At 70.4% G+C, this 26,407-nt stretch carries 28 protein-coding genes; 13 read left to right on the top strand and 15 right to left on the bottom strand.

Going from position 1 to position 26,407, the window contains the following annotated elements; all coding sequences use genetic code 11:
* The first annotated feature begins 189 nt into the window (after positions 1–189).
* Positions 190–1,707: an FUSC family protein gene (locus ACFV6V_RS23955; RefSeq protein WP_385568455.1), complete on the top strand. Its 1,518-nt coding sequence runs from the start codon at positions 190–192 to the stop codon at positions 1,705–1,707.
* Positions 1,708–2,007: 300 nt separating this feature from the next.
* Positions 2,008–3,294 (top strand): nitric oxide synthase oxygenase, encoded by a 1,287-nt coding sequence (locus tag ACFV6V_RS23950; RefSeq protein ID WP_385568452.1) that lies wholly within the window; start codon positions 2,008–2,010, stop codon positions 3,292–3,294.
* A gap of 91 nt (positions 3,295–3,385) precedes the next feature.
* Here the strand turns inward: ACFV6V_RS23950 and ACFV6V_RS23945 are convergent, their stop codons facing one another.
* Both ACFV6V_RS23945 and ACFV6V_RS23940 read right to left on the bottom strand, forming a co-directional pair.
* Positions 3,386–4,306: a sirohydrochlorin chelatase gene (locus ACFV6V_RS23945; RefSeq protein ID WP_385568449.1), complete on the bottom strand. Its 921-nt coding sequence runs from the start codon at positions 4,304–4,306 to the stop codon at positions 3,386–3,388.
* Between the two features lie 132 nt (positions 4,307–4,438).
* A complete protein-coding gene (locus ACFV6V_RS23940) occupies positions 4,439–5,422 on the bottom strand; it encodes an N-acetylglucosamine kinase (RefSeq protein WP_385568447.1) in 984 nt (327 codons plus the stop codon).
* Between the two features lie 185 nt (positions 5,423–5,607).
* Here ACFV6V_RS23940 and ACFV6V_RS23935 point away from each other — a divergent pair, with 185 nt between their 5' ends.
* Entirely contained in the window at positions 5,608–6,285 is a 678-nt protein-coding gene (locus ACFV6V_RS23935; RefSeq protein ID WP_385568445.1) for a uracil-DNA glycosylase, read from the top strand.
* Positions 6,286–6,290: 5 nt separating this feature from the next.
* Here ACFV6V_RS23935 and ACFV6V_RS23930 read toward each other — a convergent pair whose 3' ends face one another.
* Entirely contained in the window at positions 6,291–7,376 is a 1,086-nt protein-coding gene (locus tag ACFV6V_RS23930; protein WP_385568526.1) for a WD40/YVTN/BNR-like repeat-containing protein, read from the bottom strand.
* 111 nt (positions 7,377–7,487) lie between these two features.
* The gene (locus tag ACFV6V_RS23925; RefSeq protein WP_385568442.1) at positions 7,488–8,009 is read right to left on the bottom strand and encodes a MarR family winged helix-turn-helix transcriptional regulator; all 522 of its coding nucleotides are present in this window, start codon (positions 8,007–8,009) and stop codon (positions 7,488–7,490) included.
* Positions 8,010–8,127: 118 nt separating this feature from the next.
* Here ACFV6V_RS23925 and ACFV6V_RS23920 point away from each other — a divergent pair, with 118 nt between their 5' ends.
* A complete protein-coding gene (locus ACFV6V_RS23920; protein WP_385568439.1) occupies positions 8,128–8,544 on the top strand; it encodes an organic hydroperoxide resistance protein in 417 nt (138 codons plus the stop codon).
* A gap of 35 nt (positions 8,545–8,579) precedes the next feature.
* Here the strand turns inward: ACFV6V_RS23920 and ACFV6V_RS23915 are convergent, their stop codons facing one another.
* Both ACFV6V_RS23915 and ACFV6V_RS23910 read right to left on the bottom strand, forming a co-directional pair.
* On the bottom strand, positions 8,580–10,022 hold the full coding sequence (locus ACFV6V_RS23915; RefSeq protein WP_385568437.1) for an FAD-dependent oxidoreductase: 1,443 nt from the start codon (positions 10,020–10,022) through the stop codon (positions 8,580–8,582).
* A gap of 62 nt (positions 10,023–10,084) precedes the next feature.
* A complete protein-coding gene (locus ACFV6V_RS23910; RefSeq protein WP_385568435.1) occupies positions 10,085–10,768 on the bottom strand; it encodes a DUF305 domain-containing protein in 684 nt (227 codons plus the stop codon).
* Between the two features lie 219 nt (positions 10,769–10,987).
* On the opposite strand from ACFV6V_RS23910, the gene ACFV6V_RS23905 reads away from it, so the two are divergent.
* A complete protein-coding gene (locus tag ACFV6V_RS23905) occupies positions 10,988–12,472 on the top strand; it encodes an LVIVD repeat-containing protein (RefSeq protein WP_385568524.1) in 1,485 nt (494 codons plus the stop codon).
* Positions 12,473–12,600: 128 nt separating this feature from the next.
* On the opposite strand, the gene ACFV6V_RS23900 is transcribed toward ACFV6V_RS23905, so the two are convergent.
* The 5 genes from ACFV6V_RS23900 to ACFV6V_RS23880 all read right to left on the bottom strand — a co-directional run bounded on the left by ACFV6V_RS23900 (position 12,601) and on the right by ACFV6V_RS23880 (position 16,138).
* On the bottom strand, positions 12,601–13,188 hold the full coding sequence (locus tag ACFV6V_RS23900) for a TetR/AcrR family transcriptional regulator (protein ID WP_385568432.1): 588 nt from the start codon (positions 13,186–13,188) through the stop codon (positions 12,601–12,603).
* A gap of 135 nt (positions 13,189–13,323) precedes the next feature.
* Positions 13,324–14,025 (bottom strand): phosphatase PAP2 family protein, encoded by a 702-nt coding sequence (locus ACFV6V_RS23895; protein WP_385568430.1) that lies wholly within the window; start codon positions 14,023–14,025, stop codon positions 13,324–13,326.
* A gap of 34 nt (positions 14,026–14,059) precedes the next feature.
* Positions 14,060–14,995, bottom strand: coding sequence for a M56 family metallopeptidase (locus ACFV6V_RS23890; RefSeq protein ID WP_385568427.1), 936 nt, complete (start codon positions 14,993–14,995; stop codon positions 14,060–14,062).
* 85 nt (positions 14,996–15,080) lie between these two features.
* Entirely contained in the window at positions 15,081–15,647 is a 567-nt protein-coding gene (locus tag ACFV6V_RS23885) for a DUF5134 domain-containing protein (protein ID WP_385568425.1), read from the bottom strand.
* Positions 15,648–15,751: 104 nt separating this feature from the next.
* On the bottom strand, positions 15,752–16,138 hold the full coding sequence (locus tag ACFV6V_RS23880; RefSeq protein ID WP_385568422.1) for a VOC family protein: 387 nt from the start codon (positions 16,136–16,138) through the stop codon (positions 15,752–15,754).
* A gap of 44 nt (positions 16,139–16,182) precedes the next feature.
* Here ACFV6V_RS23880 and ACFV6V_RS23875 point away from each other — a divergent pair, with 44 nt between their 5' ends.
* On the top strand, positions 16,183–16,734 hold the full coding sequence (locus ACFV6V_RS23875) for a GNAT family N-acetyltransferase (RefSeq protein ID WP_385568420.1): 552 nt from the start codon (positions 16,183–16,185) through the stop codon (positions 16,732–16,734).
* Positions 16,735–16,762: 28 nt separating this feature from the next.
* Here ACFV6V_RS23875 and ACFV6V_RS23870 read toward each other — a convergent pair whose 3' ends face one another.
* On the bottom strand, positions 16,763–17,446 hold the full coding sequence (locus ACFV6V_RS23870) for a glycerophosphodiester phosphodiesterase (RefSeq protein WP_385568417.1): 684 nt from the start codon (positions 17,444–17,446) through the stop codon (positions 16,763–16,765).
* 436 nt (positions 17,447–17,882) lie between these two features.
* Here ACFV6V_RS23870 and ACFV6V_RS23865 point away from each other — a divergent pair, with 436 nt between their 5' ends.
* Genes ACFV6V_RS23865 through ACFV6V_RS23855 form a run of 3 tightly spaced genes read left to right on the top strand, consistent with a single transcriptional unit; the run spans position 17,883 to position 21,138 of the window.
* Positions 17,883–19,280 carry a DUF6421 family protein gene (locus ACFV6V_RS23865; RefSeq protein ID WP_385568415.1) on the top strand — a complete coding sequence of 466 codons (1,398 nt, stop codon included), beginning with the start codon at positions 17,883–17,885 and terminating at the stop codon, positions 19,278–19,280.
* A gap of 26 nt (positions 19,281–19,306) precedes the next feature.
* Entirely contained in the window at positions 19,307–20,062 is a 756-nt protein-coding gene (locus tag ACFV6V_RS23860; protein ID WP_385568412.1) for an SDR family NAD(P)-dependent oxidoreductase, read from the top strand.
* A 14-nt stretch (positions 20,063–20,076) separates the two neighbouring features.
* Positions 20,077–21,138 (top strand): threonine aldolase family protein, encoded by a 1,062-nt coding sequence (locus ACFV6V_RS23855; protein WP_385568521.1) that lies wholly within the window; start codon positions 20,077–20,079, stop codon positions 21,136–21,138.
* Between the two features lie 133 nt (positions 21,139–21,271).
* On the opposite strand, the gene ACFV6V_RS23850 is transcribed toward ACFV6V_RS23855, so the two are convergent.
* Entirely contained in the window at positions 21,272–21,790 is a 519-nt protein-coding gene (locus tag ACFV6V_RS23850; protein ID WP_385568410.1) for a DUF1990 family protein, read from the bottom strand.
* A gap of 43 nt (positions 21,791–21,833) precedes the next feature.
* Positions 21,834–22,685 (bottom strand): YndJ family protein, encoded by an 852-nt coding sequence (locus ACFV6V_RS23845; protein WP_385568407.1) that lies wholly within the window; start codon positions 22,683–22,685, stop codon positions 21,834–21,836.
* 182 nt (positions 22,686–22,867) lie between these two features.
* On the opposite strand from ACFV6V_RS23845, the gene ACFV6V_RS23840 reads away from it, so the two are divergent.
* Positions 22,868–23,560 (top strand): B3/4 domain-containing protein, encoded by a 693-nt coding sequence (locus ACFV6V_RS23840; protein ID WP_385568405.1) that lies wholly within the window; start codon positions 22,868–22,870, stop codon positions 23,558–23,560.
* Positions 23,561–23,653: 93 nt separating this feature from the next.
* On the opposite strand, the gene ACFV6V_RS23835 is transcribed toward ACFV6V_RS23840, so the two are convergent.
* Positions 23,654–24,376 (bottom strand): lysophospholipid acyltransferase family protein, encoded by a 723-nt coding sequence (locus ACFV6V_RS23835; RefSeq protein WP_385568402.1) that lies wholly within the window; start codon positions 24,374–24,376, stop codon positions 23,654–23,656.
* Between the two features lie 227 nt (positions 24,377–24,603).
* Here ACFV6V_RS23835 and ACFV6V_RS23830 point away from each other — a divergent pair, with 227 nt between their 5' ends.
* From ACFV6V_RS23830 to ACFV6V_RS23820, 3 genes are all read left to right on the top strand, one after another.
* Complete coding sequence (locus ACFV6V_RS23830) at positions 24,604–24,930, top strand: TlpA family protein disulfide reductase (RefSeq protein ID WP_385568399.1); 327 nt, start codon at positions 24,604–24,606, stop codon at positions 24,928–24,930.
* 222 nt (positions 24,931–25,152) lie between these two features.
* Positions 25,153–25,662, top strand: coding sequence for a flavin reductase family protein (locus tag ACFV6V_RS23825; protein WP_385568397.1), 510 nt, complete (start codon positions 25,153–25,155; stop codon positions 25,660–25,662).
* Positions 25,663–25,901: 239 nt separating this feature from the next.
* A partial coding sequence (locus ACFV6V_RS23820; RefSeq protein ID WP_385568394.1) for an electron transfer flavoprotein subunit beta/FixA family protein occupies positions 25,902–26,407 on the top strand: 506 nt, incomplete at its 3' end.

The raw sequence follows: 26,407 nt of genomic DNA, 5'->3' as shown, positions 1-26,407 counted from the left end.
GGACTCGCCAGAATCACCCTTGGCTGTACCAGTGGTCCAGCATAGTGGGTGCGACTTGAGCCGCTGGGGCACTAGATGTTCTCATAGGGGTGTCAACGGCGCTGCGGACCCCCGCGGCGCCTTTTTTGTGCCATCACCTGTGATGCCACGACGAGGACCACGAGGAATTCGAGGAAGGGGCGGAAAGCAGTGCTCAAGAGGGTGTTCGTGGCTCCGGACCCCGGGTTGCTGCGCCTGCGCAGCGGTCTGCGGGCCGTCCTCGGCGTCGCGTCGGCGGTGGCCGCCTGCGCACTGACGGGACACCCGCTCCCGGCGGTGATCACCGGGGGACTCGCCGCGATGCTCGCCCTCTTCACCGTGACCGACGCGAAGGTCTCCGGTCAGGCCCGCACCACGGTGCTGCTGCCCGTGGTGGGCATCCCCTCACTCGCGCTCGCGGCCGGTCTGCACGGGCAGTCGCTGGCGCGGGACCTGGCCTTCCTCGCCGTCGCCGGGGCAGGGGTGTACGCGCGGCGCTGGGGCCCACGAGGTCACTCCCTGGGTGTGTTCGCGTTCATGACCTTCTTCGTGGCGCAGTTCCTGCGCACGGTTCCCGGGCAGCTGCCCGGGCTGTACTCCGCCATCGCGCTCGCCCTGACCGCCTCGTCCTTGGTCCGCTTCGGACTCTGGTGCTACGAGCGGCGGCTGCCGTCGCCGCTCGTGCCGGCGCCTCCCGGTGGCCGGGGACTCGAGCGTCCGAGCACCCGGCAGGCGGCCCAGGTGGTGGTGGCGGGCGCGTTCGCGCTCGCCGTGGGCCAGTTGCTGTCGCAGGACCGCTGGTACTGGGCCGTCGGCGCGGCCTGGTGGATCTTCGTCAACACCGCGTCCCGCGGCGAAACCCTGGTCCGCGGGTTCCGAAGGATCCTCGGCACCGTCCTCGGTATCGCGGCCGGGCTGCTCGTGGCCATGCCCGTGCACGGGGCGGTGCTCCCCACGGCCGCCCTCGTGGCGGTGTGCGTCTTCGTGATCTTCTACAGCGCCCCGGTCTCGTACAGCTGGATGATGCTGTCCGTCACCGTGCTGGCCGCGCTGCTGTACGGGTTGCTCGGGGTGCTGGAGCCGGGCCTGCTCGCGCTACGGCTCGCCGAGACCTGTGTCGGCGCGCTCGGCGCCGTGCTGGCCGTGGCGTTCGTGCTGCCCATCACCACCCACACCGCCACCAACGCCTGGATCCGCAGGGCCATCGGCTGCGTGCACGCCTGCACCAAGGCCGCGATGGACCGGCTCGCCGGGGACGAGAGCGCCGACCCGGCCCGGCACGCCGCCGAACTGGAAGTGCTGCTCGCCCGGGTACGGATGTCCCTGGCGCCGCTGGTCCATCCCCTCAGCCCGTCGCGCGCACGCAGGACACGGGCCCGGCAGGTCCTCGAACTGCTCGACGACTGCGCCCGCGAGGTGCGCGGACTCATCGCCGTCGCCGCCGACCCCGAGGCCTCCCACGACGCCCGGCTGGCCGCCGCCTGCTGGCGGCTGGAAGCCGCCGTACACGCACTGGAGATACCGGGGGCCGTGCGGGACGAGCTGCGCGCCGAAACCCCGGCATCCGCCGGTCGGCATCACCCGGGCGCCGAGGCCGCGCTCATGCACCTGCACGGTCTTGAGAAGGCGCTCGCAGGTCTGGCGGACCCGCTGCGCTCATCGCCGCGTTCCCCGCTCATGCCCGCCTGACGTCTACGGCGACGCGAGCGGCGTCCGTACCGGGACCGGCTCGCAATCGGGCTGACCACCTTGCTTCGAGTGCGTCCGTGCGGGACCGGATGCCGGCGCAACCCTGACGTGATCGTGAACGAGGCGCGTGCATTCCGCACTTAGGGGGTGGATCAGTCCGCGTATGGGGTAGTCCGGTCGTCAACTGTGAGCCATGGTCCGTAATCCGTTGATCACAAACCGTTGATCGCGGACGGTCTTCCGTGGTCCGCTGTCCGGCGTCCGCTGTCCTCGTCCCGTTCAGGCCCGGAGGTGCCCACCATGCGGAAGTTCCTTCGACGAGCCGCCGCGCCCAAGGACCGGCCGCCACGTGCGGCGTCCGGGCATGTTCCGGTGGACCCCGGGGCGCCGCCGGGCCAGTGCCCGGCGCATCACGGCCCCCCCGGACAGTCCTCCGGGGGCGGGGGTGAGAGCGGGCGGGAGCCGGACGCACTGCACCGGGAGGCCGAGGAGTTCCTGCGGCTGTTCCACCATGAGCAGCCGACCGCCGGCGGTCCGGCGGCGCTGACCGCCAGGATCGCCGCCGTGCGCGCCGAGATCGACGCCACCGGCACCTACCGGCACACCCCGGCGGAGCTCGCCCACGGAGCCCGCGTCGCCTGGCGCAACAGCAACCGGTGCATCGGCAGGCTGTACTGGCATTCCTTACGGGTCAGGGACCGCCGTGACGTCCACGACGCCGACACCATGGCCGTCGAAGCCGTCACCCACCTGCGGGAAGCGACCAACGGCGGTCGAATACGCCCGGTGATCACCGTCTTCGCACCCGACGCCCCCGGCCGCCGAGGCCCCCGCATCTGGAACGAACAGCTCGTGCGTTACGCCGGCTACACCGCACCGAGCGGCCGCGGTTCCACCGGCGATCCGCGCAATACCGGGATCACCGCCTACGCCCAGCGGCTCGGCTGGCCCGGCGGCCACGGCACCCCCTTCGACATCCTGCCTCTTGTGATCCAGGGCAGCGACGACAAGCCCCGGTGGTTCGAACTGCCTGCCGACGCCGTGCTCGAAGTGCCCCTGTCCCATCCCGACGGAGACTGGGTCGACGACCTCGGGCTGCGCTGGCACGCCGTCCCCGCGATCGCGAACATGTGCTTGGAGATCGGTGGGATCTGCTACCCGGCCGCACCCTTCAACGGCTGGTACATGGGCACCGAGATCGGTGCGCGCGACCTCGGCGACACCGACCGCTACGACCTCCTCCCGGCCGTCGCGGCACGACTCGGCCTCGACACGTCCAGCGACCGGACCCTCTGGAAGGACCGCGCACTCGTCGAGCTCAACCGCGCCGTGCTGCACTCCTTCGACCGGGCCGGTGTGACGCTCGCCGACCACCACACCGAGTCCCAGCGCTTCCTCACCCATCTCGGTCGCGAGGAGGAGAAGGGGCGCCGGGTGGGGGCCGACTGGTCCTGGATCGTGCCGCCGATCTCCAGCTGTGCGACCCAGGTCTTCCACCGCACCTACGACCCCGTGCAGCTGAAACCGGCCTTTGTGCACCATCCAGAGGCGCTGGTACGCGCCCGGGGTGAGGACACGGTGTTCTGAGGCCGACCGGCCGCATGGCCCCGCGGCTTCCGGGGCGCGTACGCGAAGGGCCCGCACCGCGCGGTGCGGGCCCTTCGCGGGGATGTCCGGGTCAGTGGGTCTGAGCACCCGGCGGCTGCATCGGGATGCCCAGCGTGCTCGTGTACTGGGACAGCACCAGCCGCCCGATCGCCGGGTACGCGCCCAGCGGCTCGGCCGCTGCGCAGCCCGCCTCGGCGGCTGCGGCGGCCAGCAGGCCGACCGGCAGTTCGGGACCGACCAGGTACGGAGCGACGGCGAGCTGCACCGAGCCGGAAGCACGCAGCTCGTCGGCTGTCGCCGCGATCGCGCCTTCGCGGTCCAGTGCTGCGGCCATCACGGGCACGGCGAGCCGGGCGGCCAGCAGCATGCCCGTGATGCCCGCGGCCTGTACGGCCTCGTCGCCGCCGACCGTGGCCAGGACGATGCCGTCGGCGGCCGTCGCGACGGTGAACAGACGCGCCCGGTCGGCGCGTGCGAGCCCTGCCTCGGACAGCCGGACGTGCAGCGCCTCGGCGAGCAGCGGGTGCGGACCGAGTACGTCGGTCAGCTCCGCGGTTCCCCGGCTGTCCATGACCGCTTGGCGGATGCGGCGGGTCAGGGCGCTGTCCGGGCCCGCGAGCAGCGGCACCACGACGGATGCGGGACCTTCCGGCTCCGCGACCTCACGGCCGGCTGCCCTGGCCAGCTCATACCGTTCGGTCCGCAGGGCGGCTGTCCCGGCAAGCACGCTCCCCAGCGTGGGGTACTCGGCGTCGTCACCGTCGAGGTAGCCGATGACGGCATCGAGACCCGGCAGCTCGGAGCGGGCAATGCTGATGACTTCCTCGGCGAGGCTGCGTATCGCGGCAGAAGGGGTGCCGGGCACCGCGAGGACGAGAGCGGGCGCGCCCTCGGGGGCCACCACGGGCTCCGGGCGGCGGTGCCGCCCGGACTGGCGGGGTCGCGGCATTCGTACTGGCAGGCCGGATGCTGGCCCAGTGGGGGAGCTCATGGCGCCGCATGCTACTGGTTTTGCCCCGGCGGCTGTTCGGGGAGGGGGCGGTCGAGTACCGTCCATCCGCTTATGCCCGATAGGTTTTCAAGCAGCTCTATAGGCGATTTGCGCCGTTCTGCGGGTGGGGCTTCATCGGCTGATCGTCACGTGGAGCATGCGCCCGTCCCGGGGCATGATCAGCCGATCCGTGGCCAGCGCGATGGCGAGCGCCAGGGCGCCGGTCAGCGGGTCGCCTGCGGCGGGGACCCGCCGCGCATGCGGGAGCAGCCGGGACAGCTCATCCGCGAGCGGGCCCAGCAACGGTTCGCCCAGCTTGAGCAAGCCTCCGGTGAGGGACACTTCACACTCCCCGGCTCCGGACGGCGGGCAAACGGCCGCGGCCGCGGCCGCGATATGCCCGGCAGCTTCGGCGAGGACGCGCGCGGCGACCGGATCCTCCGCCGCGCACGCGGCGACCTCGGGAGCGAAGGAGGCCAGCAGAGCAGGGCGGTCGGAGCGCGGATACAGCAGCCCCGGCAGCCGGTCGGGCGGCCCGAACGACTTCTCGAGCCGCGCCAGCAGCGCCGCCGAACCGCCCACGCGCCCGTCGTGCGCGCGCAGCGCCGCATCGAGGCCCGCCCGTCCGATCCACGCCCCGCTGCCGCAGTCCCCGAGCAGATGCCCCCAGCCGTCCGCCCGCCGCCAGCGGGACAGATCGGTCCCCAGCGCGACCATCCCGGTGCCCGCAGCGACCACGGCTCCCGGCCGCTGCCCGAGTGCCCCGGCATACGCGGTCACCGCGTCAGCGGCGAAGGCCATGGTGCTCGTCCCGAACTCGGACTCCAGCGCTGCCGGAAGCGCGGCCCGCAACTCGTCCCCGAGGGTTGCCATCCCGGCCGCCCCGATCGCGATCGCCTGCGGTCCCGGCGCGCCCACCCGCGCGAGCAGCGCGTGTGCCATCGGCAGCAGCCGCTCCAGCAGCATGGCCGCGTCGATACCGGCGGGGCCGGTGCGGACGGGCTCTCCCGAGACGAGCGTGTCGCTGCGGCCAGGGTCATCGACCGGTGCGAGCGCGACCCGCAGCCCCGATCCGCCCGAGTCGGCACCCAGCACCCATCGCCTCTGGCCGGGCACCCTGGTCACCGTTGTCCCCGGACACACACCGCACGCGGCCGCTGCGGGACGGAGGTGCTGCGCCACTTCATGGACCAGCTCCGGGGCGAGTGGGGGGAGAGGAGTGACGGGGTCACCCTATCCCCGGGAAGCCATGAGACGACCGGATTCGAAAGACACTCCGTGCACCAGTAGAGTGACGCGCCGTGGCAGCACGACCGTTGAACGAACTTGTCGAGCCCGGCTGGGCGGAGGCGCTGGGCCCTGTGGCCGAGCGCATCGCCGCGATGGGGGATTTCCTTCGCGCGGAGATCGCCGCGGGCCGGACCTATCTGCCTGCAGGTGCCCATGTACTGCGGGCTTTCCAGCAGCCGTTCGACGATGTGCGGGTGCTGATCGTGGGTCAGGACCCCTATCCGACCCCGGGCATGGCCATCGGGCACAGCTTCGCGGTCGCACCCGAGGTGCGGAACCTGCCCGGCAGCCTGGAGAACATCTTCCGGGAGATGAACACCGACCTGGGCCTGTCCCGACCCTCCAACGGTGATCTGACCCCCTGGACCGAGCAGGGCGTGCTGCTGCTCAACAGGGCGCTGACCACGGCCCCCCGCAGTCCTGGCGCGCACCGCGGCAAGGGCTGGGAGGAAGTGACCGAACAGGCCATCCGCGCGCTGGTCGCCCGGGGCAAGCCCATGGTGTCGGTGCTGTGGGGCAGGGACGCCCGCAATCTCCGTCCCTTCCTGAACGGCCTCCCGGCCATCGAGTCGGCCCACCCTTCTCCCATGTCCGCGGACCGCGGATTCTTCGGTTCCCGGCCCTTCAGCCGTGTCAACGAGCTCCTCGTGGGCCTCGGGGCACAGCCGGTGGACTGGCGCCTGCCCTGAACGCGTCAGCCGAGCACGGCCGCACGCACGCAGAGCACGTCCGGCAGATGTGAGGCGAGCTGCTGCCAGCTGTCCCCGTCGTCGGCGCTCGCATACAACTCCCCGTTCCTGTTGCCGAAGTAGACGCCTGCCGGGTCCGCGCCGTCCGTGCACATCGCGTCGCGCAGCACCGTGCCGTAGTGGTCGCCGTCGGGGAGCCCGGCGGCGAGGGGCTCCCAGCTGCTGCCCGCGTCGTCCGTGCGGTAGACCCGGCACCGGCGCCCGGCCGGGACACGGTCCGCGTCGGCGTTGATCGGGAAGACATAGGCCACATCGGCGCGGTGCGGGTGGGCGGTGACCGTGAAGCCGAAGTCCGACGGCAGCCCCTCGCCGATGTCGGTCCAGTGGGCGCCCGCGTCGTCGCTGCGGTAGACGCCCCAGTGGTTCTGAAGGTAGAGCCGGTCGGGGTTCCCGGCGTCCTGCGCGATCTTGTGGACGCACTGGCCGAACTCGGGGTGGGGATCAGGGAGGAAGACCGCGGACACCCCCTGGTTGGAGGGCGTCCAGCTGGCACCGCCGTCACGGCTGCGGAACACCCCCGCCGTGGAGACCGCGACGGTGACGGAGTCCGCGTCCCGCTGATCGGTGATCACGGTGTGCACGGCCTCCCCGCCCCCTCCGGGAACCCACTGCGATCGGGTGGGGTGCTCCCACAGCGGGCGGACCAGTTCGAAGGTCTCACCGGCGTCTTCTGAACGGAACAGCGCCGCCGGCTCGGTCCCCGCGTAGACCACGTCCGGTGCCACGGGGCCCGCCGGATGCAGCTGCCAGACGCGCTCCAGAGAGGCGCCGGTGTCCTTGGGGAACTTCACCGCGGGCTTCGCCGGTTCGGTCCAGGTGGCACCGAGGTCGTCGGAGTGGAACACGGAAGGGCCCCAGTGGGCGCTGTCGGCCCCGACGAGCAGCCGGGGAGCGGGGCGGCGGGTGTCAATGCCGATCGAGTACACGGCCTGTGCGTTGAAGTGCGGGCCGTCGAGCTCCCACCCGCCGACGCGCCTGCGGCCGAGGAAGAGCCCTTTCCGGGTGCCCACAGCGAGCAGCACGTCGTTCATCACCGACACCTCCATGACGCCGTTGTCGCGGATACGGGCCAGTCTGCACCCGACCGCCGACAGTGCCCCAGGAAGCGTCCGTCGCCGCAGGTCACAGCGGCCGGGCGAGCGTCAGTCCAGGCTGCCGGGGCCGCCCGCGCAGCCGACCGCCGGATCGTGGGCCGTCAGCTCCAGATCGGCCCCGTCGAGCTTGGCGGTCAACGCCGCGAGCCGCTCCTGGAGGTCGCCCAGCTCCTCCAGGCTGAGCCCAGTGGCCACGGCGATCCGGCGCGGGATCAGCGCGGCCCGCTCGCGCAGGGCCGTGCCTTTCGGGGTCGGGCGCACGGTCACCGAGCGCTCGTCCTCGGTGCTGCGGCGGCGCTCCACGCAGTCGATCGCCTCGAGCCGCTTGAGAAGCGGGGACAGCGTGCCGGAGTCCAGGCGCAGCCGGGATCCGATCGCCTTCACCGGCTGCTCCCCGTGCTCCCAGAGCACCAGCATCACCAGGTACTGGGGATAGGTGAGACCGAGGTCCTTCAGCACCTCCCGGTAGACGCCGTTGAACGCGCGCGAGGCCGCGTGCAGGGAGAAGCAGATCTGCCGGTCGAGCCGGAGGATCTCCGTGCTGCGGGCGGCGTCCGGTGTCGTGGTCATGGGTTCAGGATACCCGCATTCGGGCTATTGAGTTGTGCACAACTTAATTGTGTGCTGTAGTAATGGTCATGCGGTTCGGCCACCAGGGGTCCGGCCCGTCGACAGAGGGATGATCGCCATGAACGCGCTGTACACCGCCGTCGCCACCGCCAACGGCCGCGAGGGTCGTGCCGTCAGCTCCGACGGCCGCCTGGACCTGCCGCTGGCCATGCCGCCGGCGCTGGGAGGCAATGGCGAGGGCACCAATCCGGAGCAGCTCTTCGCTGCTGGGTACGCGGCGTGCTTCTCGAGCGCCCTCGGGCTCGTCGGTCGGCAGGCGAAGGTCGACACCAGCGAGATCTCGGTGACGGCCGAGGTCGGCATCGGCAAGGACGAGGCCGACGGTGGCTTCGGACTCGCGGTGGTGCTCCGGATCGAGCTGCCCGAGGCTCTCGAAGGTGCGACCGGCGAGAAGCTCGTCGAGCAGGCCCACCAGGTCTGCCCCTACTCCAAGGCGACGCGCGGCAACATCCGGGTCGAGCTCGTCGTCGAGTAGTCGATCGACCGTTCAACCGCGCGGCGCCTGAGAACTCACGGTGGTGCGATGCCCGGAGCGGCCGGCATCGCACCACCGTGTTCGCGTACGGTGCTCAAGCCGCCGGTGCGGGCCGTGCCCGCGCTCCGTGCCGCCTCCAGCAGCCCCCGCCAGTCGGGGATCTTCACCGAGCGCCTGCCGAGGGAGCGCCCCAGCGCGGCTTCCGCGTCCTCGATGGCCAGCCAGCCCGGCCACTCGACCGGCTCGTGTCCCAGACCGCGCAGCATGTCGAGGGGTTCAGTGGTCAGCGGACGTGCCGACAGTTCGCCGGTGTCCTCGAGTAGCGAGGCCACCGTCTCCTTGGCGCACGGCCGGTTGGTGCCGATCACCCCGGTGGGCCCCCGCTTGATCCACCCGGCCACGTATTCGCCGGGTGACGGTGCGCCGTCGCGCAGCACGCGCCCGGCCTGATGGGGGACCGTTCCATGCGTACGGTCGAACGGCAGCCCCTCCAGCGGCACTCCGCGATAGCCGACCGCCCGCAGCACCAGCTGTGCCTCGATGTCCTCGAACGTCCCGGTGCCCCGTACTCCGCCCGTGCCGTCCGGCTCCGTCCGCTCGCATCGCACACCGGCGACCCGGCCGTCCCCGCCCGCCAGCAGTTCTACCGGGCGCAGGTAGAAGCGCAGCCGAATGTGCCTCGCACGTGCGGGAGTTGCTCCGGCTGACATGTCGGCCGCCCAACCGCGGACCACCTCGACATTGCGCCGGTTCACCGCCGGCAGCGCCGAGGGGTCCGCGTATGCGGGGTCGAGTGCCAGATCCGACGGTTCGACTTCCACCGCCGCCTGAGGCAGACCGCCCAGCTCCCGCAGCTCCTTGGTGGTGAACTTCCCCTGTGAGGGGCCCCGTCTGCCGATCATGTGCACCTCGCGCACCCCACTGGCGGCGAGCGCGCGCAGCGCCGCGCTCGGCACGTCGGTGGGACGGAGCTCGGCGGCGCCGCGGGCAAGGATCCTGGTGACATCGACGGCGACGTTGCCGACCCCGAGGACCACGGCCGAACGTACGGTGCCGAGCGCGAAGCCGGGATCCGACGAGTCGGGGTGTGCGCTGTACCAGGAGACGAAGTCGGTGGCCGAGTGGCTGCCCGGCAGGTCCTCGCCCGGCACTCCGAGCCTGCGGTCCCGCGCCGCGCCGACGCAGTACACGACGGCGTGGTACGCGTCGAGCAGCCGCGCGGGCGACAGGCCCCTGGCGCCCACCTCGACATTGCCGATGAAGCCGATCCGCTCGTCCTCCAGCACCGTCCGCAGGTTGTTCTGGAGGGACTTGATCTTCTCGTGGTCGGGTGCGACTCCGTACCTCACCAGCCCGTAGGGGCAGGGGAGACGGTCGAGTACATCCACATGGATGTCCGGGACCAGGGTCTGCTGGACAAGAGCCTGAGCGGTGTACACCCCGCTCGGACCTGAACCGACGACGGCGACTCGAAGCACGACCGCGCTCCTTCCCGCAGGGGTGTCTCCAGCATGGCACCCGAATCGGCGCCCGGGGAGACTCACATCGCGCGCATACGGCTGATCTCCGCGGTCTGCTGGGCGATCACCTCGCTCGCCATCTCCTCCATCTGGACGTTCCGGCCCTGGGAGAGCACATCGGCCGCCATGGTGACCGCCCCCTCGTGATGGGTGATCATCAGCTTCAGGAAGAGCGTGTCGAACGCTGCGCCGTGGGCCGCTCTCAGCTCTGCGAGCTGGGCCGCGGTCGCCATACCCGGCATCGCGCCGTGATCGTGAGCGCTCTGGCCATGGGAGCCGTGTCGGCCTCCGCCCGTCCCTCCGGTGCTGCCTTTCAGCCACGCTTCCATGGCGTCGATCTCGGGCCGCTGGGCCGCGTCGATCCGTGCCGCGAGCCCCTTGAGCCGGGCGCCGGACGCACGGCCCGGCACGAGCGCGGTCATCTGCAGTGCCTGGCGGTGATGGACGATCATCATCTGTGCGTAGTCGAGATCCGCCGTGTTCGGGTGGTTGTCAGGTGCTGCCTTGCGTGCCTCGTCGGCCGACAACGTCCGCGCCGGCTCGCCGGGTTTGCCCGGCGCGACCACCAGAGGCGCACCGCCGTCGTTCGCGGACTGCGTCTTCTCCGCCCCAGCTCCTGAATCGCAGGCGCTCAGAGCGAGTACGGCGCCCACCAGGGTCGCTGCAATGCGGGGGAACCGGCGGGATCTACGGAGCGGCAACACGGCAACCTCCTGCGATACACGGCACGTTGATGATCAGAAGAGCTCGCTTACCTGGCCAAGTGATCACATTCCTGCATGACGGCGCTGATGGCCCCTATTGGAATGGACATGCAAAGGGTGATACTGCCCGGGGATCCGTGAACCGTTCAATACCGAACGGGGATTACGGAGACAACGGAGCAAAGGGAGGTCCCAGTGTTCTCGTTGCACACCACCCGCATGCCGCGGCGCAGACGCACGGTCGTGGCGGCAGCCGCGGCCGGGATGCTCGCCACGCTGCTGACGGCCGGACCGGCGGCAGCCATCCCCGACCCCGGGGGCGCCCCGCACCAGGAGGCGGTGTCCGCGGCCGATCGCGCCGCCGCCAAGTCGGCCGTGGCGAACGGTGAGATACCCGGAGTGGACGAGATCGTCCACAGCGACAACCTCGAACCGCTCGTCAACATCCCCAAGGAGGCCCTCCAGGGCACCAACTCCGATCTGGCCTTCCAGGACGGATACGCCTTCGCCGGCAACTACGACGGATTCCGGATCTTCGACATCCGCAACCCGAAGGCCCCGAAGACCGTCGCTCAGGTGCTGTGCCCCGGCTCCCAGAACGACGTCTCCGTCTCGGGCGACCTGCTCTTCCTCTCCACCGACTCCTCGCGCAGCGACAACTCGTGCAGCAGCACCACGCAGCCCGCGAGCGAGAAATCCTCCTGGGAGGGCATGAAGATCTTCGACATCAGCGACAAGCGCAACCCGAAGTACGTCGCCGCCGTGGAGACCGCGTGCGGCTCACACACCCACACCCTGGTGCCCGAGCGCCGCAACGTCTACGTGTACGTCTCCTCGTACTCGCCGAACGCGGCCTTCCCCGACTGCCAGCCCCCGCATGACGGAATCTCCGTCATCAAGGTGCCGCGCAAGGCCCCCGAGAAGGCGGCGGTCGTCAACTTCCCGGTGCTCTTCCCCGGTGAGGGCCCGGACGGCGGTGGCAACCCGGGAGGCCCGACGAACCCCGGTGTCTCGAAGACGACGGGGTGCCATGACATCACCGTGCTGCCGTCGAAGGACCTCGCGGCGGGCGCCTGCATGGGTGACGGCATCCTCTTCGACATCAGGGATCCCGAGCATCCCAAGGTCATCGACCAGGTCCAGGACAACGTCAGCTTCGCGTTCTGGCACTCGGCGACGTTCAACCAGCGCGCCGACAAGGTCGTCTTCACCGACGAGCTCGGCGGCGGCGTGGGCGCCACCTGCAACGAGGCGACCGGACCGAACCGCGGCGCCGACGGCATCTACGACATCGTCGGCAAGGGCGACAAACGCAAACTCGTCTTCCGCAGCTACTTCAAGATCGACCGCCACCAGGCGAGCACCGAGAACTGCGTGGCCCACAACGGCTCGCTGATCCCGGTCAAGGGCCGCGACATCATGGTCCAGGCCTGGTACCAGGGCGGCGTCTCGGTATGGGAGTTCACCAACTCCGCCAAGCCCAGGGAGATCGCCTACTTCGAGCGTGGTCCGCTGTCCACCGACACCCTCACCACGGGTGGTTCATGGTCGGCGTACTACTACAACGGCCATATCTACTCCAACGACATCGCCAAGGGCCTCGATGTGCTGAGACTCGACGACCGCCGTACCGACCCCGCGAAGCGGGTCCGGCTGCACGAGCTCAATGTCCAGACCCAGCCGGACTACTTCGACCGCGACTGAGCCGACCGGCCGGCCACATCGGCGGGTACCAGCGGAACCCCACGCGTCCCGCCGGGCGGCTCTCCGCCCGGCGGGACGCATGGGCCGTGTTGGAGCAGTGGCACCGTGCGCCCGGAGGGTGGGGCCTCTCAATCACGGCCGAGCTCCCAGTCCAGCCCGTACCGCAGGAACAGCTCGGCCCGCAGCCGCTCCAGCGGCAGCTGCGCCCCGGGCACCACCACCGCGAACACGGCGCCCATCAGCAGCGCCCGCAGCAGCGGGTACTCGGCGTCCACGTCGGGGGAGCCGTAACGCTCGAGGGTGCCGCGCAGCAGGAACTCCAGCCGCTGCTGCTCAGGGCACCGGACGAACCCCTCCGCCTGGAGTATCCCCGCCATGTGCGCCCGCATCAGCACCGGCCGGTCCAGGGCGAGGCCGAGCACCGCGTCGATCGCGCGCGCAAGGCGTTCGTTGCCGTCGTCCGTACGGGGCTCGCGCTCCAGAGCGGCTTCGAGCGTGAGGTGCATCAACCGGTGCACCGCCGACTGGAAGAGCTGCCGCTTGCCCGCGAAGTAGTACGAGACGAGGCCGCGTGCCGATCCGGCACGGTCGGTGATGTCGCCCAGGGTCGTCGCCTCGTAACCGCGTTCCCCCACGAGGTCCACGGTGGCCTGCAAGAGGCGCTCACGGGAACGCCGCCGCAGTTCTTCATTGACCGATGCGCGCCGCGGGGACATGCTTGACTCCTGCGTTGACTGGCTTCCAGCCAATATACTCGGCGCGAATCGCCGCGCTATGGCTGCGTACCTGGTCAGCGGCGGTGACTGGCCCGACCGGGCGACGCGGGGGATCGCCCGGTCCGGTCGGATGTCTCATCTCCGCGCGCCGGGTCCCGGCGTCCCGGACCCGCCGCCGCCGAACCGTTGGTACGACGTGATGGCCAGGCCCACCACACAGATCCCGAGCAGCCAGCCGCCGACCACGTCCGTGAACCAGTGCACCCCGAGATAGAGCCGGGTGAAGCCCACCCCCAGCACGGAGACGGCCGCGACGAGGACCGCGGCCCACCAGACGCGGGGCCCCACGCCCTCCCGCCCGAGCAGCCACAGCACCAGCCCGCAGACGACCGTCGCCGTCATGGCATGCCCCGACGGGAAGGCGGCGTACTGGGCGGTGTCCAGGGGCTGCTCCCAGTGCGGTCGCTCGCGGCCCACCGCGGACTTGAGCGACTGCTGCACCAGGGTGCCCAGGGCACTGGCGCCGGCCACCCACAGGGCGGGCAGCCAGTCCCCGCGCCACAGCAGCAGGACGACCGCCGCGGCCAGCAGTGCGCGTATCGTCCACGGATCCCAGACCCAGTTGCTGAGCACCCGGTTGACCTCGGTGAAGCCGGGCTCGGCGAGCGCCGAGTGGTGCAGCGCCCGTGCGATCGCGACGTCCAGCGACAGCAGCGGCGTCCAGGCGGTGGCGACCAGCACCAGCAGAACCAGCGACAGAGCGGCGGCCACCGCGGTCGTGAGCGCGGTGGCGGAGATGGGGGTACGCGTGCGGGAGGGCCGGACAGGAGGCTGCATGGGACCGATCCTTGCCCACAATGACCGCCCTAAGCTATCCGAGCGCTCTCAGCCCGGGCACGAATGCCACGAGCAGCGGAACGACGGGCACCAGCGCCGCCGTCGCGGTCAGACGGAGCCGGTGGCCCGCGGTGAGTCGGGGGACAGGTGCCAGCAGCCGGTTGACACGCTGCGGCAGCTGGGCGTCCGGAGCGGGGCACGGACCGAACACCCCCCGGTGCTCGTTCAGCTCCACGAGCGCCAGGGCGATGGTGAGCCGGCCGAACCTGCGCGACGCGGCATCGTCCGCGGCCAGCTCCACCAGCCGGTGCATCTCGTCCCGGAACGCGGCGAACACCGGGACCTGGGGGAAGCCGTTGGCGAGCGCCGCCGAGCAGTGCAGCAGCCAGTCGTGCCGCGCGCGGGCGTGGTCCTGCTCATGGGCGAGCACCGCGTCGAGCTGACGGCCCTTCAGCCGCCGCAGCGCCGCGGTGGTGACCACCAGTTGGGGCGCCGCACCCGGAAGCCACCAGGCGTCGGGACGCTCACCCTCCAGCAGCACCAAGGGCTCACCGCCCGGGCCCTCTCCCGGCAACAGAGGGGCGCGCACGAGGAGTTCGGCCCGGCGCCGGTTGCGCCGGGCGTGCGCCCGGTACACCTCCTGGGCCAGCATCGCCCCCGTCCAGAGCCCGCCGCACGCCAGTACGACCGCGAGTACCGCGGACCAGGGGCCGTGCGCCCCGAGCGCATAGGCCTCCACCACGGCATGCGGAGCGGGCGCGAACACCTGGCCCCGCACGGCCTGCCAGGCCGCGGCGGCACTGAACGTCATGGAGAGCGCGAAGCTCAGCAGCACGGCCGCCACCACGCACTGCCACACCCACAGCGCCACCACAGGCTCGCGCTCCGGCCACTCGGCCCGCGACATCAGCCGCGGGGCCAGGACGGCGGCCAGTGCGCCGAGCAGGAGCAGCGCAAGCGAGACCATCATGGAGTCAGCCTATGAGCGCGGCACTACCGCCGGGTATGGGCTCGGGCGCCAAGTGATGTACGACACGGTCGCACCCGTCGGCGCGTCAGACGGTGAGCAGCATGGCCACCATGGCCACCCCCATCGACACCCGGCAGGCCAGCGCCAGCTCGGGCCGTGCGCCCCAGGCCGGGGCCACCGCTCCCGATGGTGCCGTCGTTGGGACCAACCTCGCCCCGGAACGCAGCACGAACACCACGAAGTACCCCAGCAGCACCCCTGTCAGCAGGGGGACACCCCCGGCGCCCGCGTGCGCCGCGTGCCCGGTGTGCGCCCCCGTGCCGGGTGCCATCGTGAGCGCCATGTACACCATGGCCAGCGAACCCACCAGATGATGCGGATGGTGCGAGCCACCGCCCGCCCGACGGAGTGCCCACAGGCCCCGCAGCCCCGTAGCCGTGAACACGGCCGCGTAGATCTGCCAGGCCCACGACGGCGGTGGCACGATCGTGGCAGGCAGGGCCATCGCGGCCATCCCGAAACCCATAGCCGCCTCGCCGCCCGCCGCCCCGCGCTCCTCGCCCGCGCTGCTGCGCATCCTGAGCACGCAGTAGGCGCCCGACGCGGCGCACAACGCGACGAGTAACCAGGCCGAGAACGCCGTACCGTGCACCGGGCACCTCCCCGCTCGACGGTGTCGAGGGATGTGATGCCCCGGGTGCGCGCGCACATGCGAGCGCACAGGCGTACGCGGGGGCACGGCACCGGCGCCCGGTGTCAGGGCCGGTAACGCAGAGGATGGTCGTCGGGTACTTCGACCACGGCGATCCGCACCCCGTCCGGATCCCTCACCCACATCTCCACCAGGCCCCACGGCTCTCGCTGCGGCGGCTGTTCGACCGTGGCGCCGTGTGACAGGACATGCCCGTAGGCGGCCTTGGCGTCCGATACCTGGAGCCAGAGCGAGATACCGGGTGCGGGCGCGGTGTCGGAGCGCCCGGAGATCTCCAGGAAGCCGCCGCCGAGGAAGTACACCGTCCCGCGCTCGGGTCCGGTGCCGAACTCCCGGTAGATCTGGAGGCCGAGTACGTCCTCGTAGAAGCGCCGGGACCGGTCCGGATCCGTCGGCCGCAGCAGGATGCGGCTACTCAGCACGTGCATCATGGTCAGCACAGTAGACGGCGCGAGAGCGATCGGAGATTCGACACATGGACAGTGCACCGACGCAGAAGCCCGCACGACTGACCTTCCGCGACGGGACCGAGGACGACGTCCCCGAGCTGGTCGCACTCATCGAGTCCGCGTACCGCGGTGACAGCAGCCGGGTCGGCTGGACCACGGAGGCGGACATCCTGGACGGCCCGCGCACCGATCCCGAGGGCGTTGCGGCGGTGATCAGCAAGACGGGCAGCAGGATCCTGGTCGTGGAGCGGGACGGGTCGCCCATCGCCTGCTGCCAACTGGAACACCGTGGCGACGCGGCCCACTTCGGCCTGTTCGCGGTGCGTCCCGAGCTCCAGGGCGCGGGTCTCGGCCGGCAGATCATCGCCGAGGCGGAGCGCAGTGCGCGGGAGGCCTGGGGGGTACGGGAGATGCACATGACGGTGATATCGGTACGCGAGGACCTCATCGCCTGGTACGAGCGGCGTGGCTACCGCCGTACGGGAAAGATGACGCCCTTCCCGTACGGCAACGAGCGCGTCGGACTGCCCAAGCGCGACGACCTCCAGTTCGAACTTCTGGTGAAGGACCTCGGCTGAGAGGCGCGGCTGACCGGGTGCGGGCGCCTCAGGCCGTGAAACGGCCCGTCCGCCGGATCTCCGGGTAGTCCGTGGTCGCGCCGTCCAGCTCCAGTGCGCGCACCAGGCGAAGATGGGGCTGGGTGTTCACGACCCAGCCGATGACCTTGAGCCCCTCACCGTGCGCGTGCTCCACCGTCTCCAGGGTGAGCCTGCGGATGTTCAGGGCGAGCGTGGCGGCGCCCACCGCCTGTGCGCGCTCCACCACATCGCTACCCCAGCGGCTGGCGACCAGGACCGTGCGCACCCCGGGCACCAGCGAGGAGATCTCCGCGATCGCCTCGTCGTGGAAGGACGACACCTCCACGCGCTCGGTGAGGTCGCGCTTGAGCATCACCTCGGCGAGCGTCCGCGCCGCGGCGGCGTCCTTGATCTCCGCCTGGAGGGGAGCGCGCACGGCGTCCAGGACCTCCTCGAAGACCGGGATGCGCTCGCCCCGCCCCGCGTCGAGCTCCCGGAGCTCGGCGAGCGTCTTCTCGGCGACCGCCCCGGTGCCGTCGGTCGTGCGGTCCACGTCCGCGTCGTGCATGACGACGAGGGCGCCGTCCTTGCTCAGTTGCAGATCGAGCTCGATGACATCCATACCCGTCTGCTGGGCGCGGACGAAGGAGCAGAGGGTGTTCTCCGGTTCGACACCCATGACCCCGCGATGACCGATGGTGAGGAAACTCAAGATCTTCTCGCTTCCGTCGATGGTTCGGGCTCGGGCTCGGGTCGCTTACGGCACGGCCTGGGCGCAGCCTAATAGCCCGCGTGCGTTGCGTAACCGGTCGTGCACTCGTGCGTGGGCGAGTCCTCCCGGGCTTGACGGGATCCGATCCCCGGGCGGCCGAACATCACCCGGACTGTCCAGGCATGGATTCCGGCCATCGGGGAACGTCTATCCGGGTCGCCGTGGTCGGCGTGGCTGTGGAGCCCGGGCATCGAAGTCCCCTGAGCCGCCCCTGCTCTCACTCGCCGCAATCATCGTGTCGCCATGTGTCGATGACCGGAAAATCTGCGGCTGCCCCGGGGGTGGGGCAGGATAATTTCCCAAGGTCACACTTGTCGTCGGGAGACACGCTTGTATACGCTGTCTTGACGCGAGTTTCTCCCGTGGAGGAAGTGAAATGACGGAAATCCTTGTGCAGAGCGCCAACGGTAGCGAAATAGCCACCGCAGGACGAGTGATCGAGCACCCGGCCTGGCGGACGCTCAAGGATGCCGTCGAGGAGATCCGGCCCTGGCAGTCCAAGGACGGCTCGATCGACTTCGACGCAGAGGGCGCCCCGGTCCGTGCCGCCGCCGAGTTCGCCGTCGAGCGGATCATCGCCGCGGTCGAGGAGCTCTCCCCGCTGCTGCCGCAGGACGCCGCCTACCACGCGGCGCTCGTCGGCGACCTGAAGAAGTGGGCCGACAGCGCCTTCGAGGTGCCCGACTTCCTTGACTCGCTGCTGGCGTTCCAGCCGGCCGCGGACCGCCAGGACGGCCTCCAGCACCTGGTCGTCTTCCCCATGTACACGCAGAACGGAAACCCGGACCGCAACCTCGAAGCGGTCGTGCTGCGCATGGTCTGGCCGGAGTGGCTCGCCGAGCTCGAGGCCACCCGCTACGACAACCCGCTGTTCTGCGGCATCACCTTCGAGGACTTCACCGCCGGGTACGACACCAATTCGGCCGTGCTGTTCCCCGAGACCATCGCCGTGCGCGAGGCCCCCGAGCGCTTCAGCTGGGGTGGCATCTTCTGCGACCGCGAGGCCGCCCGCTTCCGCCGGGTCACCGACGCGGCCGTCGACATCCTCGGTGTGGAGCTGCCCGAGGACATCGCCGCCATGGTCCACGACCAGGAGCGCTGCGAGAAGGCCTTCGTCCTGTGGGACATGATCCACGACCGCACCCACAGCCACGGCGACCTGCCCTTCGACCCGTTCATGATCAAGCAGCGCCAGCCGTTCTGGATGTACGGCCTGGAGGAGCTGCGCTGCGACCTCACCGCCTTCAAGGAGGCCGTGAAGCTCGACGCCGAGGGCAACGAGCACGGCCGCGACGTGCAGTACGCGGTGCTCTTCGACCGTATGTTCCGCTTCCCGCTCTCGGGCGACCGTGTGCGCAACTACGACGGTCTGGGCGGCCAGCTGCTCTTCGCGTACCTCCACAAGCACGACGTCATCCGCTGGACCGACAACAAGCTGCGCATCGACTGGGAGAGGGCTCCCGAGGTCACCAACCAGCTCTGCGGTGACATCGAGCAGCTGTACCGGGACGGCATCGACCGCCCGAAGCTGGTCCACTGGTTCAAGGCCTACGAGCTGGTCTCCACCTACCTCGCCCCGCACCCCGGCTCCCGCTGGGCCAAGGGCCCCGACGCCCTGGATCTGTCGCAGCCGCCGCGCAAGCTGGTCGACGACGTGCTTCCGGACGAGTTTCCGCTCAGCATGTTCTTTGAGGCGCTCTCCAAGAAGCTGAAGCACGTGATCGCCTCCACCAAGGGGATCACGGCGGAGAACGCCGAGCGAGCTGCCGCGTGAACTTTCGTACCGAGGAGACCGACACCATGAAATCGAACGGCAACGGGGCGCTGGAGGGTGCCGTGATCGCGGTGGCGGGAGCGGCCGGGCCTGCAGGCCGCGCCACCCTGCTGCGGCTCGCCGAGGCCGGAGCGGTCGTCGTGGCCGCCGACGCCGACACCGAGCGGCTCGCCGAGGCGGTGGACGCCGCCCGGTACGCGCACGGTGGTGCGACCGTCACCGGGGACACGGTCGATCTGCTCGACCTGAACGCCACCCGCGAGTGGGCGAACCAGACGGAGAAGGAGTTCGGCCGGGTCGACGGTCTGGTCCACCTCGTCGGCGGCTGGCGCGGCAGCGCCACCTTCGCCGAGACCGAGCTCTCCGACTGGAACCTCCTGGAGAAGCTGCTGATCCGTACGGTCCAGCACACCTCCCTCGCGTTCCACGAGGCGCTCAGGCGCAGCGACCGGGGCCGGTTCGTCCTGGTCAGCCAGTCGGGCTCGGCCAAGCCCACCGAGGGCAACGCCGCCTACGCCGCGTCGAAGGCCGCGGCCGAGGCCTGGACCCTCGCGCTCGCCGATGCCTTCCGCAAGGCCGGGGGCGATGAGGGCCCGCAGGCCGCGGCTGCCATCCTGGTGATCAAGGCACTGGTGCACGACGCCATGCGGGCGGAGCGCCCCAATGCGAAGTTCGCGGGCTTCACGGACGTCAAGGAACTGGCCGAGGCCATTGCCGGGGTCTGGGACATGCCCGCCCAGGAAGTGAATGGACAGCGTCTGTGGCTGACCCCCAAGCCGTGAGCCAGTCGAAGCACCTGGCCACGGATGCCCGTCGGCATCACGACCCCGAGGTACGCGGCTTCGCCAGCGACAACTACGCGGGTGCGCACCCCGAGGTGCTGGCCGCGCTCACCCTCGCCAACGGAGGCCACCAGGTCTCCTACGGCGAGGACGAGTACACGGACCACCTCCAGCGGATCATGCACAGCCACTTCGGTTCGTCCGCGGAAGCGTTCCCGGTGTTCAACGGCACCGGCGCCAACGTCGTCGCGCTCCAGGCGCTCACGGACCGCTGGGGCGCGGTGATCTGTGCCGAGTCCGCGCACATCAACGTGGACGAGGGCGGCGCGCCCGAGCGGATGGGCGGCCTCAAGCTGCTGACGGTCCCGACGCCCGACGGAAAGCTCACGCCCGAGCTGATCGACCGGCAGGCGTACGGCTGGGACGACGAGCACCGCGCCATGCCGCAGGTCGTCTCGATCACCCAGAACACGGAGCTCGGCACGGTCTACACCGTGGATGAGATCCGGGCGATCGTGGACCATGCGCACGGCCTCGGGATGAAGGTCCACCTCGACGGTGCCCGGATAGCCAACGCGGCGGCCTCGCTGGACGTGCCGATGCGCGCGTTCACCAACGCGGTCGGCGTGGACGTCCTGTCGTACGGCGGCACGAAGAACGGGATGCTCTTCGGCGAGGCCGTGGTGGTCCTCAACCCGGACGCCGTCAGTCATATGAAGCACCTGCGCAAGCTGTCCATGCAGCTCGCCTCCAAGATGCGTTTTGTCTCGGTGCAGTTGGAGGCACTGCTGGCCAAGGACCTGTGGCTGCGCAACGCCCGGCACGCCAACGCCATGGCGCAGCGCCTGGCCGAGGGCGTACGGGCGGTCGACGGGGTGGAGATCCTCTACCCGGTGCAGGCCAACGCGGTCTTCGCGCGCCTCCCGCACGAGGTGAGCCGGCGTTTGCAGGAACGCTTCCGCTTCTATTTCTGGGACGAGGCGGCGGGCGATGTCCGCTGGATGTGCTCGTTCGACACCAGGGAGGACGACGTGGACGCCTTCCTGCTGGCGCTGAAGGAGGAGATGGCCCGCTGAGGGCCGGATCCCTGTCCGGGCGGTCTTCGGGGATGAGTCCGCGGGTCACATGCGCGGGGCCTCCCCAGGCTCTCCGGTCATCACGTCGAGGGCCGTTCGGCGGTGCGTTGCCGGACGGCCCTCGGTGTTCTCCTCAGGCCCGGGCGGCGATGCCCCGCAGCGTCCGGCCGAGCCTGCGGGCGTACAGCCGCTGGAGCAGGGGCACCAGCGGGCCCGCGAGCCGGGTGTACCAACTCGCCGGCCGGGAGAACGCCGTCACCGTGAACCACACGGTGCCGTCCGCGGCCAGTTCGACCACGAAGGACTCCTCACCCTGCTCGGGGTGTCCGGCGCGGGTGCCGTAGGCGAACCCCGAGCGGTCGGGGCCGTGCTCGGCCCAGATGACCTGACAGGGCGCGCAGAAGCGCAACGGGCCTATGCCGAGGGCCACCTCGACGACCGCGCCGGGCTCCGCTCGCGGTGAGTCGGCCGTGACCCGGGCTCCCGAAGCGCGGTGCATCCCCCAGCCGGTGACCGCGTCGCCCGCGGCCTCGAAGGCCGGGCGGCCATGGCCGACGGCGGCACGGTGGTGGAGGTGCTGGTAACCGTCGGGAAGGCTGCCGAGGCGGGTGGCGCCGACCTCGGTGTAGCTCAGACGGGGCGTGGTGTCCATGGGGCGCTCCTCGGTCGTGGACGGTCGTGGATCGTTGCGGATGTCAGGCGCTGACGAGTGGGACCGGGGCGTCCTGCCGGGCCCCCGGCGGACGGCCGAGCCGCAGCCAGGCGAGTACGGAACACAGCGCGAACCCCAGGGCGTTGCCGATGCCGTGGGTCGCCGCCATCCAGGTCAGGCTGGGGTGCGGCAGCCCCGTGACCTCACCGATCGCCCAGCTCAGTGCCAGCAGCATGGTCGCGGCCAGGGAGACCGCCGAAACGCCGAGCAGGGCACGGTTCAGCCGCCCGCTTCCCGGGCGGATCTCACGCCAGGTCAGCACGGCGACGGCCCACATCCCGGCGGTCAGCACGAGCGCCCCGGCCAGCTCGGCCGTGTCGTTCACGAAGTATCCGGCCAGCACGAGCAGGGTTCCGAAAGGGACGCTGAGCGCGGAGAAGCGGCTCAGCGGACCGTGTGTGGCCCGGGCCACGAGTCCGGCCACCAGTGCGGCGGCGAAGCCCGCGAAGTGGAAGTGCGGCACGGTCAGGGCCAGGATCTCCAGGTCGAAGCCGAAGAGCCGGTGCCCGGAGCGCTCGGCCACCAGCGCGAGTCCCGCGACCGCAGGGGTGGCCAGCGCCGTGAGGGTCGCGACCTCCGCGGGAGCCAGGGAGCGGGTCCGCCGCAGCCGCGCCGGGGCGCCCAGGGCGAGGGTCAGGGTGCCGACGGCGTACAGCGAGGCCAGCGAGGCGCTGACGAGTCCCCGCGGCAGCCAGAGAGCGACCGCACCGGGCGCGGCGAGCCAGGGCCAGAAACGCGCCAGCCTGTGGGGGACGGGGTCGTCGATCAGCCGCAATCCCATGGGGACGACCAGCAGCATGCCGAGCATCACTATTGCGTTGACCAGCGCCGTCATCACACAGCCCCCCTTTGAACGCGTTCATTTCCTTCCCTCGTGAGCTTAGGGGTGTTGTTGAACATGTTCAAGTCGCTGTGTAGGGGTCGAATGAGCTGCACTGAGGAGTGCTTTATAGTGGACTGCAACGCTCGCGTTCCACCGCGCTGCGAAGCGCTGAGACAAGTGAGACAGGACGGACGATGACTCTCTCGCTCACCGTGTCGGACGAGGTCCGCACCCTCGTGCCCGGCTTCACCCATCTCGCCGTCGAGGCCCACGGTCTGGTCAATGGACCCAGCGGCGAGGCGAGTTCGGCACTGCTCGACGAGGCCGCGGCCCGGCTCGCCGAGCGGCTCGGAGGCCGTGCCCCGCACGAGGACCCGCATATCGCCGCCTGGCGTACCGCCTACACCGCCTTCGGCGCCAAGCCGTCCCGTACGCGCAATTCAGCCGAGGCGCTCGCCCGGCGCGCCCTCGCCGACGGCGGTCTGCCACGCATCAACATGCTCGTGGATGTGTACAACGCGATCAGCGTGGCCCATCTGATCCCGGTGGGCGGTGAGGATCTGGACCGGATCCGGGGCGGGATGCGTCTGGTCCGGGCCACCGGCGAAGAGCCTTTCGTGACCGTCGCGCAGGGGGTCGAGGCGGTGGAGCACCCCGATGCCGGTGAGGTCGTCTGGACGGACGACGAAGGTGTCACGTGCCGGCGCTGGAACTGGCGGCAGGGCCCGCGCACCCGGCTCACCGAGGAGTCGGTGAACGCGCTGTTCCTGCTGGAGGCGCTGCCGCCCATGGCGACGGGAGAGCTCAAGGCCGCGGGCGCCGAGCTCGCCGGGATGCTGGAGAAGCTGTCCCCCGGTGCACGGATCACCGTCCGCACACCGGAGTGACACGCACCAGAAGTGACGTACACAGAAGTGACGTACACAGAAGTGACGCACGCAGAGGTGGCGCACACCGGAGCGGCATGCGCCGGAGCGGGTTCAGCCCGCTTCGCGTACCTCGGCCGGGGTGGGTGCCGTGCCGCCGAGGTGGGCAGGCACCCACCAGGTGTCGTTCCCGTCCTTGGGACGCACGGGGTAGGAGCGCTGTGCCGCCTCCAGGAGATCCTGCACCCTCTCGCGCAGACGGCGGGTGATGGCCCCGGCGTACTGGTCACGGGGTGCCGTCACGGGCTCGCCGACCCTTATCGTCACCGGGATGTGGCTGCGCTTGAGGTTCTTGGGCTGCCCCTTGGTCCACAGTCGCTGTGTGCCCCACACGGCCATCGGGATCAGGGGGACACCGGCCTCCTGTGCGAGTCGGGCCGCACCCGACTTGAAGCTCTTCAGCGTGAACGACTGGGAGATCGTGGCCTCGGGGAAGACGCCGATGATCTCGCCCGCGCGCAGGGAGTCCAGTGCGTGCGAGTACGCCGCCTCACCCTGGGACCGGTCCACGGGGATGTGCTTCATTCCGCGCATCAGCGGCCCCGAGACCCGGTGCCGGAAGACCGAGTCCTTCGCCATGAAGCGCACCAGGCGCTTCTGAGGCAGGGCAGCCAGGCCGGCGAAAATGAAGTCCAGGTAGCTGATGTGATTGCTCACCAGCACCGCACCGCCGGAGCGCGGAATGTACTCCGACCCCTTGGTGTCGATCTTCAGGTCGAGCGCCTTGAACATGGTGACCGCGGCGCCGATGACCGGCCGGTAGACAAGCTCTGCCATAGGTGGGGAGACCCTTCCTTCACTGTGCCCCGGGAGGGTGCGCCCGGCGGAAGTTACGCAGCCGTAGGTTTTCGGCATTGGGCAGATCGTGCACTATGCGCGGCGTATCGGCCAGTCCGTGGCGCCTCGTACGGCGAGATTCTCGTCACGTCGTGTCACCCGACGGGAATGCCGGCGGCCGACGCGGCGCTGCGGGTAGGCGTGGAAGCGAGCGGGAGAAAGAAGAGATGACGAGCGGACAGACGGGGCTACGGCTCGACGCCGCCGAGCTGGGCAGGGAACTGGGGGAGCGGGCGACCCTGGTCCAGTTCTCCAGCGCGTTCTGCCAGCCCTGCCGCGCGACCCGCCGTACGCTCACCGACGTGGCGGCCATGATCGACGGGGTCGTCCACGTGGAGATCGACGCCGAGGCCTGGATCGCGCTCGTGCGGGCGCTGGAGATCGTGCGCACCCCCACCGTGCTGGTGCTCGACGCGAGTGGCCGGATCGTACGCCGGGCGTCGGGCCAGCCCCGAAAGGCCGATGTCATCGCGGCCATCGGCGCGGTGCTGTGACGCCGGCCACCGTGCCGTGACGCTTCTCCCATCTCCTGGAAGTCACTTGACTGTGCATGCCAGCAATCGTCAGTCTGACGAGGTGCCATCCCTCATCCTTCGTCAAGGCCGGCTGTGCGGGAACTGTGCCCGCCATGTGAGTGCGCGCTGTCCGGTTGTCTGAGAAGCAGCAGCCACGGAACTGACGCCCCACCGCCCGCCCGTACGCAGAAGGACGACTCGATGATGGCACTGCCCGGACTCGGCACTCCTCGCCTGGCTTCCCCCGACCTGCTCCGCTCCGTCTTCAGGCGGCACGCCGCGGGTGTCGCGGTGATCACCGCCGCCCAGGGTGAGCGCCCCGTGGGCTTCACGGCCACGTCGCTCAACTCCGTTGCCGCCGAGCCCCCGCTGGTGTCGTTCGGCATCGGCACGGCATCGTCCAGCTGGCCCGTGGTCTCCCAGGCGGAGCACATCGGCGTGCACATACTCGGCGAGCACCAGAGCGAGCTGGCCGCCACTTTCGCGCGCAGTGGCGCCGACCGCTTTGCCCCGCCCACCACTTGGCACAGCGGGCCCGAAGGCGTGCCGGTCATCGACGGAGTGCTCGCCTGGCTGGTCTGCCGGGTCGTGGCCCGCGTGCCCGCGGGGGACCACTGCATCGTGATCGCGGAGGCGGTCGCCGGGGATCCCGACGGGGCGGGCCGCCCCCTGGTCTACCACCAGGGGCGCTTCCATACCCTGGGGGACTGATTCAACGCTTCAGGAGGCCGGGAAATCCCGGTTACACAGCGTTGTCAAGGTCACAGTTCCAAGCGCTTGCTCATTGCCGCGGGCCGCTATGTACTGGCGAGTAATATGACGTACGGGGCATCGGTCGTCCTGACCGGAAACCCCGCCTTCGGGCGCCTATGCTGCCTGCACAAGGCAGGACCCCCTTGGCTTCGGTGCGGGGGACCCACGGAAAAGACGGATGCAGTAGGAGAGCCGGCGTGAGCTTGAGGATCGTTGTCTGTGTGAAGTACGTGCCTGATGCCACTGGTGACCGGCACTTCGCCGATGACCTGACCGTTGACCGTGATGATGTGGATGGTCTGCTGTCGGAGCTGGACGAGTACGCGGTGGAGCAGGCGCTTCAGATCGCGGAGGGGTCGGATGGTGCGGAGATCACCGTGTTGACCGTGGGTCCGGAGGATGCGAAGGACGCGCTGCGTAAGGCGTTGTCGATGGGTGCGGACAAGGCCGTTCATGTCGAGGACGATGATCTGCATGGCAGTGATGTGATGGGTACGTCGCTGGTGCTGGCGAAGGCGCTTGAGGAGACCGGGTTTGACCTGGTCGTGTGTGGGATGGCGTCGACGGACGGCACGATGGGTGTGCTTCCGGCGGTGCTGGCGGAGCGGCTGGGTGTTCCGCAGGTGACGCTGTTGTCGGAGGTGTCGGTGGTGGACGGCACGGTGACGGGTCGTCGTGATGGTGACACGGCTTCGGAGCAGCT

Source organism: Streptomyces sp. NPDC059828 (assembly GCF_042731955.1).
GTDB lineage: Bacteria > Actinomycetota > Actinomycetes > Streptomycetales > Streptomycetaceae > Streptomyces.
Note: the sequence above shows the minus strand (reverse complement) of the source record. Positions and strands in the feature narration are given on the sequence as shown.

Excerpts from the sequence above, each read along its gene's own strand:
- ACFV6V_RS23925 (WP_385568442.1), bottom strand. The coding sequence starts at position 8,009 with ATGACCACGACACCGGACGCCGCCCGCAGCACGGAGATCCTCCGGCTC.
- ACFV6V_RS23920 (WP_385568439.1), top strand. The coding sequence starts at position 8,128 with ATGAACGCGCTGTACACCGCCGTCGCCACCGCCAACGGCCGCGAGGGT.
- ACFV6V_RS23890 (WP_385568427.1), bottom strand. The coding sequence starts at position 14,995 with ATGATGGTCTCGCTTGCGCTGCTCCTGCTCGGCGCACTGGCCGCCGTC.
- ACFV6V_RS23895 (WP_385568430.1), bottom strand. The coding sequence starts at position 14,025 with ATGCAGCCTCCTGTCCGGCCCTCCCGCACGCGTACCCCCATCTCCGCC.
- ACFV6V_RS23875 (WP_385568420.1), top strand. The coding sequence starts at position 16,183 with ATGGACAGTGCACCGACGCAGAAGCCCGCACGACTGACCTTCCGCGAC.
- ACFV6V_RS23945 (WP_385568449.1), bottom strand. The coding sequence starts at position 4,306 with ATGAGCTCCCCCACTGGGCCAGCATCCGGCCTGCCAGTACGAATGCCG.
- ACFV6V_RS23865 (WP_385568415.1), top strand. The coding sequence starts at position 17,883 with ATGACGGAAATCCTTGTGCAGAGCGCCAACGGTAGCGAAATAGCCACC.
- ACFV6V_RS23840 (WP_385568405.1), top strand. The coding sequence starts at position 22,868 with ATGACTCTCTCGCTCACCGTGTCGGACGAGGTCCGCACCCTCGTGCCC.
- ACFV6V_RS23905 (WP_385568524.1), top strand. The coding sequence starts at position 10,988 with ATGCCGCGGCGCAGACGCACGGTCGTGGCGGCAGCCGCGGCCGGGATG.
- ACFV6V_RS23835 (WP_385568402.1), bottom strand. The coding sequence starts at position 24,376 with ATGGCAGAGCTTGTCTACCGGCCGGTCATCGGCGCCGCGGTCACCATG.
- ACFV6V_RS23860 (WP_385568412.1), top strand. The coding sequence starts at position 19,307 with ATGAAATCGAACGGCAACGGGGCGCTGGAGGGTGCCGTGATCGCGGTG.
- ACFV6V_RS23950 (WP_385568452.1), top strand. The coding sequence starts at position 2,008 with ATGCGGAAGTTCCTTCGACGAGCCGCCGCGCCCAAGGACCGGCCGCCA.
- ACFV6V_RS23825 (WP_385568397.1), top strand. The coding sequence starts at position 25,153 with ATGATGGCACTGCCCGGACTCGGCACTCCTCGCCTGGCTTCCCCCGAC.
- ACFV6V_RS23830 (WP_385568399.1), top strand. The coding sequence starts at position 24,604 with ATGACGAGCGGACAGACGGGGCTACGGCTCGACGCCGCCGAGCTGGGC.
- ACFV6V_RS23930 (WP_385568526.1), bottom strand. The coding sequence starts at position 7,376 with ATGAACGACGTGCTGCTCGCTGTGGGCACCCGGAAAGGGCTCTTCCTC.
- ACFV6V_RS23900 (WP_385568432.1), bottom strand. The coding sequence starts at position 13,188 with ATGTCCCCGCGGCGCGCATCGGTCAATGAAGAACTGCGGCGGCGTTCC.
- ACFV6V_RS23880 (WP_385568422.1), bottom strand. The coding sequence starts at position 16,138 with ATGATGCACGTGCTGAGTAGCCGCATCCTGCTGCGGCCGACGGATCCG.
- ACFV6V_RS23845 (WP_385568407.1), bottom strand. The coding sequence starts at position 22,685 with ATGACGGCGCTGGTCAACGCAATAGTGATGCTCGGCATGCTGCTGGTC.
- ACFV6V_RS23850 (WP_385568410.1), bottom strand. The coding sequence starts at position 21,790 with ATGGACACCACGCCCCGTCTGAGCTACACCGAGGTCGGCGCCACCCGC.